Annotated in this window: 12 protein-coding genes; 6 read left to right on the forward strand and 6 right to left on the reverse strand. The window is 65.2% G+C overall.

Annotated elements, in window-relative coordinates; genetic code table 11:
* Positions 1–92: 92 nt before the first annotated feature.
* A complete protein-coding gene (locus EYR15_RS12515) occupies positions 93–1,013 on the reverse strand; it encodes a LysR family transcriptional regulator (RefSeq protein ID WP_131003897.1) in 921 nt (306 codons plus the stop codon).
* 105 nt (positions 1,014–1,118) lie between these two features.
* On the opposite strand from EYR15_RS12515, the gene EYR15_RS12520 reads away from it, so the two are divergent.
* Entirely contained in the window at positions 1,119–1,865 is a 747-nt protein-coding gene (locus EYR15_RS12520) for a glutamine amidotransferase (protein ID WP_131003898.1), read from the forward strand.
* A 129-nt stretch (positions 1,866–1,994) separates the two neighbouring features.
* Positions 1,995–3,047 (forward strand): NAD(P)-dependent alcohol dehydrogenase, encoded by a 1,053-nt coding sequence (locus EYR15_RS12525; protein ID WP_131003899.1) that lies wholly within the window; start codon positions 1,995–1,997, stop codon positions 3,045–3,047.
* A gap of 31 nt (positions 3,048–3,078) precedes the next feature.
* Here the strand turns inward: EYR15_RS12525 and msrA are convergent, their stop codons facing one another.
* From msrA to katG, 5 genes are all read right to left on the reverse strand, one after another.
* Complete coding sequence (gene msrA, locus EYR15_RS12530; RefSeq protein WP_131003900.1) at positions 3,079–3,783, reverse strand: peptide-methionine (S)-S-oxide reductase MsrA; 705 nt, start codon at positions 3,781–3,783, stop codon at positions 3,079–3,081.
* 237 nt (positions 3,784–4,020) lie between these two features.
* Positions 4,021–4,512, reverse strand: a complete 492-nt coding sequence (gene msrB, locus EYR15_RS12535; protein WP_131003901.1) for a peptide-methionine (R)-S-oxide reductase MsrB — start codon at positions 4,510–4,512, stop codon at positions 4,021–4,023.
* Positions 4,513–4,927: 415 nt separating this feature from the next.
* Complete coding sequence (locus EYR15_RS12540) at positions 4,928–6,658, reverse strand: PQQ-dependent sugar dehydrogenase (protein WP_131003902.1); 1,731 nt, start codon at positions 6,656–6,658, stop codon at positions 4,928–4,930.
* Positions 6,659–6,744: 86 nt separating this feature from the next.
* A complete protein-coding gene (locus EYR15_RS12545) occupies positions 6,745–7,713 on the reverse strand; it encodes an NHL repeat-containing protein (RefSeq protein ID WP_245498295.1) in 969 nt (322 codons plus the stop codon).
* 200 nt (positions 7,714–7,913) lie between these two features.
* The gene (katG, locus tag EYR15_RS12550) at positions 7,914–10,085 is read right to left on the reverse strand and encodes a catalase/peroxidase HPI (RefSeq protein ID WP_131003903.1); all 2,172 of its coding nucleotides are present in this window, start codon (positions 10,083–10,085) and stop codon (positions 7,914–7,916) included.
* Positions 10,086–10,239: 154 nt separating this feature from the next.
* Here katG and EYR15_RS12555 point away from each other — a divergent pair, with 154 nt between their 5' ends.
* The 4 genes from EYR15_RS12555 to EYR15_RS12570 all read left to right on the forward strand — a co-directional run bounded on the left by EYR15_RS12555 (position 10,240) and on the right by EYR15_RS12570 (position 13,331).
* Positions 10,240–11,139 carry a hydrogen peroxide-inducible genes activator gene (locus EYR15_RS12555; protein ID WP_131003904.1) on the forward strand — a complete coding sequence of 300 codons (900 nt, stop codon included), beginning with the start codon at positions 10,240–10,242 and terminating at the stop codon, positions 11,137–11,139.
* Positions 11,140–11,341: 202 nt separating this feature from the next.
* Positions 11,342–12,517 carry a PepSY-associated TM helix domain-containing protein gene (locus EYR15_RS12560; RefSeq protein WP_131003905.1) on the forward strand — a complete coding sequence of 392 codons (1,176 nt, stop codon included), beginning with the start codon at positions 11,342–11,344 and terminating at the stop codon, positions 12,515–12,517.
* Positions 12,514–13,023: a thiamine pyrophosphate-binding protein gene (locus EYR15_RS12565; protein ID WP_131003906.1), complete on the forward strand. Its 510-nt coding sequence runs from the start codon at positions 12,514–12,516 to the stop codon at positions 13,021–13,023. The genes EYR15_RS12560 and EYR15_RS12565 overlap by 4 nt, the downstream gene beginning before the upstream one ends.
* The gene (locus EYR15_RS12570) at positions 13,020–13,331 is read left to right on the forward strand and encodes a hypothetical protein (protein WP_131003907.1); all 312 of its coding nucleotides are present in this window, start codon (positions 13,020–13,022) and stop codon (positions 13,329–13,331) included. The genes EYR15_RS12565 and EYR15_RS12570 overlap by 4 nt, the downstream gene beginning before the upstream one ends.
* Positions 13,332–13,430: the final 99 nt, after the last annotated feature.

A 13,430-nucleotide genomic window follows, 5' to 3' on the forward strand; every position in this document is an offset into this window, starting at 1 on the left:
CAGCGTCGGCTTCATGTCGGGCGAGACGATGCTCGCCGCTCTGGTCGCGGAGCGCCAATGAAAGTCTTGGAAGACCTGATAGGCGTCGACTATCAGCCGGACGCCGCATGCGCAGTCGCGGGCCCAGCTTCAATGTCGACGGTGAGCGCTGAGGCGAGCAGCGCGTCCGCCATCGGCGATCGCGGCTCCCGGTCTGAAAGGACAAGCCCCACCGCCTGGCTGTGGACGGGATCGACGAGGTCGATCGCGACGAGATCGGGCTCGGCGTGAAACACATAGAAGAACGTGTGCGGGACGATCCCCGCCCATCCGCCGTGGCGAAGATGCGAACAAACGCCCAGGAAGGAGTTGCTGACCACCTGCGGCCTGATCTCAACTCCGATCGCCGCGGCGACGGAATTGACGATGCGGCGGTTCTGCATGTCTTCGCTCAGAAGACAAAGCCGCTCCTCCGCCGCCTCTCTCCAAGTTACGCTCCGGCGGCTCGCGAACCGATGATCGCGCCGGGCGACGAAGACGTAGCGCTCGCGGTAAAGCGGCAGCCGACGAACGCGTTCGAGCGGCTCGTTCTCGAGATATGTCATCCCGCCGTCGAGTTCGAAGGCGTCGAGGCCGTCTTGAATGGCGCGGGACGTTAGCGATCGCACTTCGACGCTCGCCATCGGGTTTGCCGCGCTGAACCTCGCGGTGACGAAGGAGATCGCCGGCATCGCCGCGGGGATCACCCCGAGTTTGAGCACGCCGGTCAGCCCCTCCCGCGCGCCTGAGAGATCGTCTTTCAGGCTGTTGTAGTCCGTGAGGATCTGGCGACCCCAGGCCAGGACCTTCTCTCCCTCGGCCGTCAGCCCGACGAAGCGTTGTCCACGCACGACAAGCCGCGCGTCCAGATCCTCTTCGAGCTTGCGGATCGCGGCGGAGAGCGTCGGCTGCGCGACGTTGCAAGCGTCCGCCGCTTTCGCGAAATGCTTTTCACGAGCGAGCGTGACAAAATAGGAGAGATGACGAACGAGCATGCGAGACCCCGGCCGCGTCGGCGGCGTTGATCGTTATTCCTTGATGGATATAACGAACAGAAAGTCACCGCCATTTTGTGGCGTTGCGCTGATCGGAGGTCAACGATGACGAAACCAGGTCGACGCGCCGTCGCGATTCGTCACGTGGCGTTCGAGGATCTCGGCCTTCTGGCGCGCGTCCTCGACGCCGGAGGCTGGGAGACGGCGTATTGCGAAGCGGCGACGGAGGATCTCCGTCATCGGTCGATCGTCGACGCTGACCTGATCACCATGCTCGGCGGCCCCATCGGCGTCGGGGACGAAGCCGGCTACCCTTTCCTGACGCACGAAAAGAAGCTCATCGAACGGCGCTTGAGGCGCGGTCTTCCGACGCTTGGGATCTGCTTGGGAGCGCAGCTCATGGCGGCGGCCCTCGGAGCCCGCGTCTATCGCGGAGCCGGGAAGGAAATCGGATGGGGCCCGATCTCGTTGACCGAGGACGGAGCCCGGTCCGCCCTTGCCCCGCTCGGCAGGGCCGAGGCGCATGTGCTGCACTGGCATGGCCATACGTTCGACCTGCCGAAGGACGCGACCCGCCTCGCATTCAACGAGAACTACGAAAACCAGGCGTTCTCCTATGGCCGAGACGCCCTGGGGCTGCAGTTCCATCTTGAGGCCGGCCCCCTCGAACTCGAGGAATGGTATGTGGGCCACGCCGAGGAGCTCGCACGCTCCGGACTATCCGTTCGTTCGCTACGGGAAAAAGGACGCGGCCGCAGCGAGACCGCGGGAACCGCCGCGAGGGACGTTTTCTCCGGGTGGCTCAGCAGGATAGCCGCTGACGGCGCTCGCCAGGCGCTTGCCGTCGTGTGAGCGGACGCGGGTTCCGGTTTGCTGCGCCGCATTCGATCTCGCAATGCGCCGCTATATATTACGCCTCTGCCGCCGGCGCTTTCTTGATTGCGGGCTCGCATCCGGATGGCTGAAGAGAAGGACGATCCCATGTTCGCTTGCACCGGATACGCCACAGAATCCGCCGACCAGCCGCTCGGCCCCTACGGCTTCGAGCGCCGCGATGTCGGGCCGACGGACGTTCGCATCGAGATCGCCTATTGCGGCGTCTGCCATTCCGATCTCCACACCGCCCGCAACGAGTGGAAGAACACAGTCTATCCGTGCCTGCCCGGCCACGAGATCGTCGGGAAGATCTCGGAGGTCGGCCCCGAGGTGACCAAGTTCAAGGTCGGCCAAGTCGCGGGCGTCGGCTGCATGGTCGAAAGCTGCCGGGAGTGTGCGAGCTGTAAGGAAGGCCTTGAGCAATATTGCGAAAACGGCTTCGTCGGGACTTATAACGGCGTCGAGAAGCAGACCGGCAGGAACACCTTCGGCGGCTATTCCAAGGCAATCGTGGTCGATCAGGACTTCGTGCTGCGCATCCCCGAGAACCTCGAGCTCGCCGCCGTCGCCCCTCTGCTCTGCGCCGGCATCACGACCTATTCGCCGCTCCGGCACTGGAAGGTCGGGCCGGGCATGAAAGTCGGCATCGTGGGCCTCGGCGGGCTTGGCCACATGGGCGTGAAGCTCGCTCACGCGATGGGCGCGCATGTCGTGCTGTTCACGACATCCCCCGGCAAGGTCGAGGACGGCAAGCGCCTCGGCGCCGACGAGGTGGTGATCTCGAAGAACCCGGACGAGATGGCGGCGCACGCCGGAAGCTTTGACTTCATTCTCGACGCGGTCGCGGCCGCCCACGACATCAACGAATATCTCAATCTGCTGAAGCGCGACGCCACGCTATGCCAGGTCGGAGCGCCGGAGGATCCGCTGGCGGTCGCGGTCTTCAGCCTGATCTTCAAGCGCCGCAACTTCGCGGGCTCGCTGATCGGCGGCATCGCCGAGACTCAGGAGATGCTCGACTTTTGCGGCGAGCACGGCATCACCTCGGACATCGAGATCATCGAGATGGCCGAGATCGAGAACGCCTATGCCCGCATGCTGAAGAGCGATGTGAAGTACCGCTTCGTCATCGATATGGCGACGCTTGAAGCCGCCTGACCCACCGACGCCATCAAGTCGCTGGCGGCGGTCAGTCGCCGGCGGCGGAGGCCACCAGGACGGGCTTGGCGCGATAGAGGTCCGGCATAAGCCGTTTCAGCGCCGCAACCTTCGGCAGGTCGTTGGTCGCGATGTACGGATAGGTCGGGTTCTGCGTCAGGAAGTCCTGGTGGTAGGCCTCGGCGGGGTAGAACGCCCTGCCCTGCTCGATCGTCGTCACGATCGCCGCGTCGAAGGCGCGCGCCGCGCTGAGCTGCGCCACATAAGCCTTCGCGACCTTCGCCTGCTCGGGCGTCGTCGGGAAAATCGCCGAGCGGTACTGCGTTCCGTGATCGGGCCCTTGGCGATTGAGCTCGGTCGGGTCATGCGCCACCGAGAAGTACACCTGCAGGATATGGCCGAGCGAAACCTTCTTCGGATCGAAGGTGACGCGCACGGATTCCGCGTGGCCGGTGTCGCCACCGCTGACCTGCTGATACGACGCGGTCCGCTGCTCCCCGCCCTCATAACCGGAGACGGCCGCGGCTACGCCCGCGACGTGCTGGAACACGCCCTGCACGCCCCAGAAGCAGCCGCCGGCAAGCGTGATGGTCTCGAGCCCCGCGCCTGCGGGCTCGTCGAGCGTGGGCGCTGGGATCGCGCGACCCTCCTCCGCCGAGGAATACGTCGCCGTCAGCGCGGCGCCGAGCGCGAGCGCTGCGGCGAGGCCGAGCTCCTTAATCGATGAAGCGGTCATCGGTCTTCCCTCTCAGCCAAACATAGATGCGAAGCTTAAACGCCGAGCGGGAACTCGATCTCGCATACTCGGTCGGTAACTCGCCCGACAAGCGCTTGTAGAGCCGTTACGCGGGTGTCCGATTACCGTGGCCAGCGTTCACGCATAACCTTCCTTCGTCTCGGCGCCATCGAACGTTACGCGTGCCCCACGCCGGCGGCGTTTCATCATCGCCACACCAGGCGGAGGTCACGCTCCTCAGGCGGTTGCCGGCTTGAACGTCATGGCGACGCCGTTCATGCAGTAGCGCAGGCCGGTCGGCTTCGGGCCATCGTCGAAGACGTGGCCGAGATGCCCGCCGCAGCGGGCGCAGTGCACCTCCTCGCGCGTCATGCCCCAGGTGCTGTCGCTGCCCTGGCCGAGCGCGCCCTTGATCGGCGCCCAAAAACTTGGCCAGCCCGTACCGCTGTCGAATTTGGTCTCGGAAGCGAAAAGGTCCCTGTCGCAGCCGGCGCAGGCGAAGCGGCCGCGCCGGTGCTCGTCGTTGAGGGGGCTCGTGAAGGGCCGCTCGGTGCCGGCGTTGCGTAGGACCGTGAATTGGCCCGGCGTCAGCCGCGCCTTCCACTCGGCCTCGGCGTACGCCACCTCGAACTTGCCCGACGCCGCCGTCGCCGGTCGGCGGAAGAACGCCAATCCCATCGCCGTCAGTCCGGCTGTGGCTGCAAGCGCGCCGCGTCTTGTCGTGGCCATGTCGATCCCTTCCTCAAAGCTATCGTTTCGAGGAGTACGAACTCACGCGTCGGTATTCTTACAGGAACAAGGCAGGGTCACGGGTTCGTGATCGACAGCTATTCGGATGCGACGGCGGATCGTCGAAGCGGAGTGAGCACTCACGCAAATTGGACAGCGCGATCGTAATCCATTCCCCACGAAATCATCCGCGGATCGATCCGGATCGAGGTCGGCTCGCAAGAGGAACATAGGTCGTCGCTCATCGTTGGCGGTTCGAGAAGGTCGTCCCTGACGGCCAGCCGCTATACCCGAGGAGAGCCGCCGATGTTCCTGGCGTCGCCGCAGATGTCGAGCTTCATCACCGGCGAGGCGCTTCCTGTGATCGGCGGATACACCGACCGCTGACCTCGTCCAAGGAACGAGCTGCCGTCGCTTATCCCTTTTGATGTCCGATCGCCCAGACATAGGTCGCCAACGCGTCGACCTGGTCTTCGGAAAGATCCGCGCCGCCCATCGGCGGCATCGCGCCGGGATGCTGTTTGGGTTCGGACACGCCGGTCACGATGGTCTTCTTCAGCCCTTCGAGACTCCCATCGCTCCACTCCCATGCGCCTGACGTCAGCGACGGCCCGATCGGGCCGCCACCAGCGTCGCCGCCGTGGCATCCGGCGCACGTTCCGCCGGCTTCTTCGCCGCGGAAGATGCGGCCGCCGAGCGCGACCTTCTCTGGCGTGGCGCCCGAGGGCGTCGGGAGCTTCACGCCCGCGTTGGGATCGATGCCTTCAGGCGGCGCCGCCTGGGCCGACGCGCTAGCCGCTGGAGCCGCGGGAGCGGCTTCGATTGCAGCGGACGGGTTCCCCTTGTACGTCACGCGCCAGATGCGGCCGGCCTGATCGTCGGAAATATAGAGGGAGCCGTCAGGGCCGACCGCGACGCCGGCTGGACGATGAGCCGCTCGCCCTGGCTCCTTGATCTTCCCGGCAAAGCCGTCTGCGAAGATCACGTAGTCGCCGTTCGCCTTGCCATCCTTCAGCGGCTGGAACACGACGTTGAATCCGTCCTGTGGAGAAGGCGCCCGGTTCCACGAGCCGTGGAACGCCACGAAGGCGCCGCCCTTGTAGGCGCTTGGGAACTGGTCCCCGAGATAGATCTCCATGTCGTTCGGCGCCCAGTGCGCGGGAAAGGCGGCGACCGGCGGACGCTTGTCCGCGCATGGGCCGACCTTCTTGCCGCCGTCGCCGCCATATTCCGGCGCAAGCACGAGCTTCTTCTGGGTCGGATCGTAGTAGCAATAGGGCCATCCGAAATCGGCTTCCTTATCGACCAGGACGACCTCCTCCGATGGCAGTTCTGCGCCCTGTCTGGGCGTGTAGAGCTTGCCCCAGCTCTCTGCGAGCTGGTCTCGACCGTGCTGCGTCGCGAACAGCCGCCCTTCGGCGTCGAAGGCGAGGCCCTCGCCGTTCCGGAGCCCGGTGGCGTATCGCTCCCTGGGAGAAAACGTCTGGCCCGTTTTATTCGCGTCGTAGCGCCAGACGCCGGCCCGGGTCTCCAGCTCGACGCAGGGATCGGCGCCTTTGATCCCGGTCATCCGGTTCTTCGGCTGGCAGCTGTTGGTGGCGGAGCCGACCCCAATGAACAGCTCGCCATCCTTCGAGATCGCAAAGGGATGCATCGGATGATCGCCTACGTTCGGGATGCCCGAAACCACGACGTCGGGCTCGCCCCTCGGCGCGACGCCGTCTGCTGGAAGAGCGAAGCGGACGATCTTGTCATCCATCTCCGCGTAGAGCTTGCCATCGTGGATTGCGAGGCCGGTGCCGCCGGCGGACCCCTTCGCGGCGGTTCCTCCGAACCGCTCGACGGTTTCCGCATTGCCGTCGCCGTCCTTGTCCTGCAGGGCGACGAGGAAGCCGGCGTTCGGCTCGGGCTTATCCTTGTAATAGACGCCGCTCCAATTGTTGACGTAGACGACCCCGTTAGGCGCGACCGCAAGATGACGCGCGTGGCCGATCCCGTCGGCGAACACGCTGACGCTGAAGCCCGGGGGAAGAGTGACCGCGTCCTTTGCGCCCTCCTGTGCGAACGCCGACGAACATGCGGCGAGCCCGACGGCGCACGCCGCCAGCACAGCCGCGCCTCCCTCGAGTTTCGGACGAGATGTCATGACCGGTCTCCAGGAGGCTTTGCGCCTCTGTTGGTCGGGACGCTCGACGCAGGATCAGGCGTCGGAGGCTTCAACGATCAAAAACGTCAGTTCTTCGGCAGCGGCATCGAACGCAGGCGGAAGGCGTCCGGCGTCTTCCCCTTCTTGTCGGGGTCGCTGAGAGAGGCGAGCTGGCCTTCGGCCACCCAGATTGTGTCGCCCGCGACTGCAACCCCCGTCGGCCCGGCGAATTTCTGGAGAGTCTCGACCTTTGCCTCGTCGCCGGCGACCGTGACGCGGTCCAGCGTGCCGCCGCCCTCCACCATCAGGAAGCCGCCCGGTATCGGCTTCAAGCCATCAGGATGGGTGAGAGGACGCGAGGTCTTGAGCTTCGTGATCTTGCCGGGGGCGCCCATCTTGACGTCGATCCGGAACATCTCGCCCGACTGGTAGGTGTTGACGTAAAGAGCGCCATCGTCGCCGAAAGCGATCCCGTCGAGACCGCCCTTCAGCGCGTCGTCTTGGACGAATACCTCGAGATCTTTGGCGTCCGGCTTCAGCCGCAGGATCTGAGGCGCGGCGGTGTTGGTCACGTAAAGCGAGCCGTCCTCGCCGAGCGCAAAGTCGTTCGCGATTGCGGGTCCGCCGGGCAGCCGGGCGCTCACCTTCGGCGTGCCGCTCTTCAGATCGAAACCCTTGACCCAGGCGCCCTCGACCGCGCTCGGCCCCTTCAGCCCGATTGCGGATGCGTCGTTCGAAGCGACCCACAGCGTGCCGGTCTTCTCGTCCGCCAGCACGCCGAAGGTGGAGCGCGTGTCGTGCTCGCCGGGCTTGAAGAACGGGACCGGCGTGGAGCCGACCGGAGCCACGCGCAACACGCCGCCATCGGTGATGCTGCTGACGAACAGGGTCCCGTCCGCGAGCGAGGCTACGCTTTCCGGGAAGGGCGAGCCCGCCGGCAGCGTGACATCGCTATCCGCCGCCGCAGCGGTCGCCAGCCCGATTGCTATCGCCGCAGAGGCGACAATGCGCCATGTCGCTCGTCCTGACGCAAAAGGACCGCTGCACAACGTCATCGCTGCCTCCTCGAACTGTTTTCGTTATAATTTCCTGAACATAGCGTCCGCTTCCGGGCAGCCCAGCTAATCGGACGGGCGTCATCGCAATCAGGGTTTGCGCGCGGGCGGACGCGGTCGAGGGGCATTCCGGAGGCCCGCTGGCTTACGCCAGCGGGCCTTTCTTCATCGCTGCCCCTGCAGGGGCAGCCAAGGTCTGATCAGGCGATGTCGAAGCGGTCGAGGTTCGTCACCTTGGTCCAGACGCCGACGAAGTCCTTGACGAACTTCTCCTTGGCGTCGGCGGCGGCATAGACCTCGGCGAGCGCGCGCAGCACCGAATTCGAGCCGAAGACGAGGTCGGCGCGGCTGGCCGTCCATTTCTTCTCGCCAGTCTTCCGGTCCGTCCCCTCGAACGACGTCTTGGCCTCGTCGGTCGCCCTCCACTTCGTGTCCATCGAGAGCAGGTTGACCAAAACGTCGTTGGTGAGGTGGCCCGGGCGATCGGTCAGAACGCCCTTGGTCGACCCGCCGACATTGATGTTGATCGCGCGCAAGCCGCCGAACAGCACCGTCAGCTCGGGCGCGGTGAGGGTCAGCAACTGCGCCTTGTCGATCAAGGCCACCTCGGCGCGTTTCGTGTTCGACGCTTCGTAGTTGCGGAAGCCGTCGAGTTCGGGCTCCAGCCACTGGAAGCTGTCGACGTCGGTGTCTTCCTGCTTGGCGTCAGCGCGGCCGGGCGAGAACGGCACGGTCACGGAATGGCCGGCGGCCTTCGCGGCCTTCTCGACGCCGGCGTTTCCGGCCAGTACGATCAGGTCGGCGATCGAGACCTTCTTGCCGCCACTCGCGTAAGAGTCGAACTCGCTCTTGATACCCTCCAGCACGCCGAGAACGCGGGCGAGCTGTTCCGGCTGGTTGGCCTCCCAGTCCTTCTGGGGCGCGAGGCGAATGCGGGCGCCGTTGGCCCCGCCGCGCTTGTCGCCGCCGCGGAACGTCGAGGCCGAGGCCCACGCAGTTCCGACCAGCTCGGAGACGGTGAGCCCGGATTCCAGGATCTTCGCCTTGAGCTGCGCCGCGTCCGCCTCGTCGATCAGCGGATGGTCGACGGCGGGGATCGGGTCCTGCCAGATCAGCACTTCCTTCGGCGCCTCGGGGCCGAGATAGCGCGACCGCGGGCCGAGGTCGCGATGGGTCAGCTTGAACCAGGCGCGGGCGAAAGCCTCCGCGAAGGCCTGCGGATCCTCAAGAAAGCGGCGCGAGATCTTCTCGTAGATCGGGTCGAAGCGCAGCGACAGGTCGGTCGTCAGCATCGTCGGTTTGATCTTCCTCGACGAGTCGTGCGCCATCGGAATGATCTCGGGGGCGTCCTTGGCCTCCCACTGGATCGCGCCGGCCGGGCTGCGCGTCTGAACCCACTCGAACTTGAAGAGGTTTTCGAAGAAGAAGTTAGACCACTGCGCCGGCGTCTGGGTCCAGGTGACTTCTAGGCCCGAGCCGATCTGATCGCCGCCATGGCCTGCGCCGAAGCTGGACGACCAGCCGAGGCCCTGGTCCTCGATGTCGGCGGCTTCCGGATCCGGGCCCTTGTAGGATTCGGCCGCGGCGCCGTGGGTCTTGCCGAAGGTGTGGCCGCCGGCGATCAGCGCGACGGTCTCTTCGTCGTTCATCGCCATGCGCCCGAAGGTCTCGCGGATGAACTCGGCCGCCGAGATCGGATCGCCGTTGCCGTCAGGCCCCTGGGGATTGACGTAGATCAGGCCCATCTCGGTGGCGCCGAGGCCCTTTTCGAACCCGTCGAGCTTGCGATGGGTGAGCCACTCGGTCTCGTTGCCCCAGTTGACGTCGCGATCCGGCTCCCAGGTGTCCGCCCGGCCGCCGGCGAAGCCGAAGGTGCGGAAGCCCATGGTCTCGAGCGCCACGTTGCCGGTGAGGATCAGCAGGTCGGCCCAGGAAATCGCCTGACCGTATTTCTGCTTGATCGGCCACAGCAGGCGGCGGGACTTGTCGATGTTGACGTTGTCGGGCCATGCGTTGAGCGGGGCGAAGCGCTGCTGGCCGCGACCGCCGCCGCCGCGGCCGTCCGCCAAGCGGTACGTGCCGGCGGCATGCCACGACATGCGGACGAACTGCGGGCCGTAATGCCCGAAGTCCGCCGGCCACCAGTCCTGCGAGTCCGTCATCAGCTTGCGCAGGTCGTTCTTCAGCGCGGCGTAGTCCAGCTTCTTGAACGCTTCGCGATAATTGAACGCCGGGTCCAATGGATCGGACTTCGCGGAGTGCTGGTTCAGTAAATCGACGGGCAGCGTGTTCGGCCACCAGTCGGGAATCTGCCTCGGTCCGCTATGAGCGACAGGGCATTTACCAATGGCGTCCTCGGTTTTCGCGTCCATCTTTTTCTCCAACTGTCATCAGGCTAGGCGCAGGAGTTCGCCGGGCGCGCAAACTCCGTTGCGAATGGCCCCTCTCAATCCCTTGGGCACGTCTTAGCAGCCGCCTCTCATTATTTTAATTCTGATTTCCTGATCGATGCGATAAGCTGAGCTTATGTCGAATCTGACGCTGAAGCAGTTTCGCTATTTCGAGGCCCTGACCCAGCATGGCCATTTCGGCCGCGCTTCAGAGGCCTGCGCGATCACCCAGCCCGCCCTGTCGATGCAGATCAAGGCGATGGAGGAGGAATTGGGAGCTGCGCTCTTCGAGAGGAACAGCCGCGAAATTCGGCTGACGAGTTTCGGCGCGGAGGTCGCGCTGCGAACGCGGAGCATCCTGCAGGCGCTCGATGATCTGGACGGCTATGCGCGCGCGTCCCGCGGCGGTTCGACTTGGAGATTGCGCATCGGCGTCATCCCGACGGTCGCTCCCTACTTGCTGCCGAGCCTCGTCTCAGACTTGACCCGGCTTCATGAAGGTCTCGACCTCCATGTTCGCGAGACGCTGACGCCGAAGCTCGTTCAGGAGCTGAACGAGGGACGCCTCGACATGGCGATCGTGGCCTTGCCGGTTTCGGAGCCGACCCTCACCGAGATGGTCCTGTTCACCGAGGATTTCGTGTTTGTTCGGCCTCGCAAGGATGAAGGGAAGCCCGTCCCCAGCCGCGAGGCCCTCCGTGAGATGCGCTTACTTCTCCTGGAGGAAGGTCATTGCTTCCGCGAGCAGGCGTTGGCGTTTTGCAACAAGAACGTAAACGCCGCGAAGCCTCGTGATCTGTTGGACGCAAGCTCGCTGTCTACGCTTGTCCAGATGGTCGAGGCTGGTCTCGGCGTCACCCTGATCCCGGAGTTGGCCATTCCTCTTGAGACGCGCTCCGCCGCTGTCTCAATCGCCCAGTTCGCCGAGCCGAGACCAACCCGAACCATCGGCATGGTCTGGCGCAAGAGCAGCCCGCTGGCGGCGCGATTTACGGAGATTGCCGACTTTGTCGGTAAATCAGTCGCGGCGCTGTAGGCGCAACAACAGAAGGCGTTCCGCTGGATGTCGCGTCGTCGGGTATCTAAGCGCTCGTAACATCCGCGTGATGATGGAATGGACGAGCCATCGTCCATAGGCGACGGCCTTATCGCTTGACGACGAATTCGAGGATCAGGCGGGTTGACCTCGCGGCGAATTCGCGAGACCGCCTGCGCGAGCAGGGGGAGTCGTCTTTTAGATGGCCAAAAACGGATCTTCGTCTCGCCGTCTGTGGTTCGTGGCTCACAGCTGGATCGGGCTGCCGATCTGGGCGTTCCTCTTCTTCGTCTGCTTGACGGGCACGATCGCCACGGTGAGCCAGGAGATCATGTGGCTCGCCGACCCCGCGACGCGCGCCAATCCGCCCTCCGATGACGCTCGGCCGCTCGGCTATGACGACGTTATGGCGGCGGTCGAACAGCAACGCCCGGGGGCGCGGCTTCGCGAGCTGACGCAGCCTGTGAAGCCGCAATTCGCGCTGATCGTGGAAGCGGTCACGCCGGATGGCGAACAGCAGACCTACTATGTGAACCCCTATGACGGGACCATCCAGGGCGAGCAGAGCTGGTTCGATTTCCGCCAGTTCATCCGGGCGTTGCACGGCTGGCTTTTGACGCCGTTCAACGGCGGATACGCGATCGGCTGGTACGCCGTCTCGGCGCTGTCCATTCCGCTGATGGGCTCGCTCGTCACCGGAATCGTCATCCACAAGAAGTTCTGGCGGCTCTACCGCAACCCAAGATTGCGGATTTCGAAAGGCGCACGGGTCTTCTGGGGGGACCTGCACCGCCTCGTCGCCGTCTGGTCGCTACCGTTCATCGCGATCATTTCGGTGACCGCGATGTGGTTCCTGGCGGAGGCGATCCTCTACGCGAACAACGTCACGGTGGCGGCGACCCCGCCGCCCGCGGTCCTGGCCCGTGACGCCGTCCCGACGGTCGAGAGAGGAGAGGCGCCCCCGGAGGTCAGCATCGACGCCGCCATCGCCGCAATCAAGGAGAAGCATCCGGACTTCTCGCCTGGTTTTATTAAGGTGCCGGAGACGGCCTATGGCCATGTCACCGTCTATGGCCGCGGCGCCTATCCGTTGATCTACGAGGAGGCGAAGGTCGACCCCTATTCCAACGAGGTCGCGCGGTCGCGGATGGTGTCCGACCGCACGGCGCTCGAATTCGTCACCGAGAGCATGCGCCCGCTGCATGTCGGCGATTTCGCCGGTCTCTGGCTGAAGCTTGTCTACTTCCTGTTCGGTCTGATGCTCACCGGTATGGTGCTATCCGGGATGTTGATCTGGATGAAGCGCACGGCGTCCGCCACCCGCGCGGTGATCCGCGACGTCACTGTTCCACGGCCATTCCCCGAGCCCGCGGAATGAGCGCGCTCGCAGCGCGCTGGCGGCGCTGGCGCTTCCACCTCAGCGCGCTCGCCTTGATCGTGCCGCTCGGCTTCGCGCCCGGTTATTTCAGGCAGCTCAGCCTCGAGGACGGCTCGGTCGGCCTGGGCGAACGGACGATCGGCGTGCAGCGGCTTGGGCGATGGAAGGCGACGCTCGCCGAGTTCGCCGTCGGACCTCCGGTCGTTGAGGGGCCGGCAGGGCCGATCAAGACGTTCTCGCTGGCGCTCGAAAGCGTCGCCGTCGACGACGTCAAGGCAGCTTATCTCAAGATCGGCAGACCGCGGTCGATCCGTTCGGCGGGGGCGCTGTTTGAAGGCGCGCCCTACAGGCAGACCGCCGGCGTTGCGGTTCCGGCCGACGCGAACGGCGATAGCGAGGTCTGGCTGACGCTTGAGGGATGGGACGGCTCAATCGAGCAGGCGTCGCTGCCGCTCTCGGAGGCGTCTCCCTCGACCGCGGCGTGGCTTGCAGCGAGGGCGAAATGAAGCGCCGTTCGGTTCTTGCCGCTCTCGCGGGAGTCGTGCTGGCGACGACGCCCGCTGTCGCGGACTACCCGTTCTGCGCCTGCCGCAGGCAGGCGGACGCCGTGTTCTGCCGCGCCGGCTTCTCGGACGGCGAGAGCGCGGAAGGAGCGCTGCTCGAAGTGATCGCCGACGATGGGTCGAGGCTTCAGCGCCTGACCTTCGGACCGGATTCAACGCTGACGTTCACCCCGCCGTCATCGGGCTACTACGTGCTGTTCGACGCCGGCCCCGGTCTCACGGTCGAAGTCGAGCCGCGGGACATCCGCTAAAGCCGCTCGTTCTAGGCGAGCCTCGCTTCGTGCGATGACTGCGTATCCTTTCCACGCCTGCGTTCGTTCAGCGGATCGCCAGAAACCGACGTTCGCTCC

This window comes from Hansschlegelia quercus (assembly GCF_004310425.1).
GTDB lineage: Bacteria > Pseudomonadota > Alphaproteobacteria > Rhizobiales > Methylopilaceae > Methylopila > Methylopila quercus.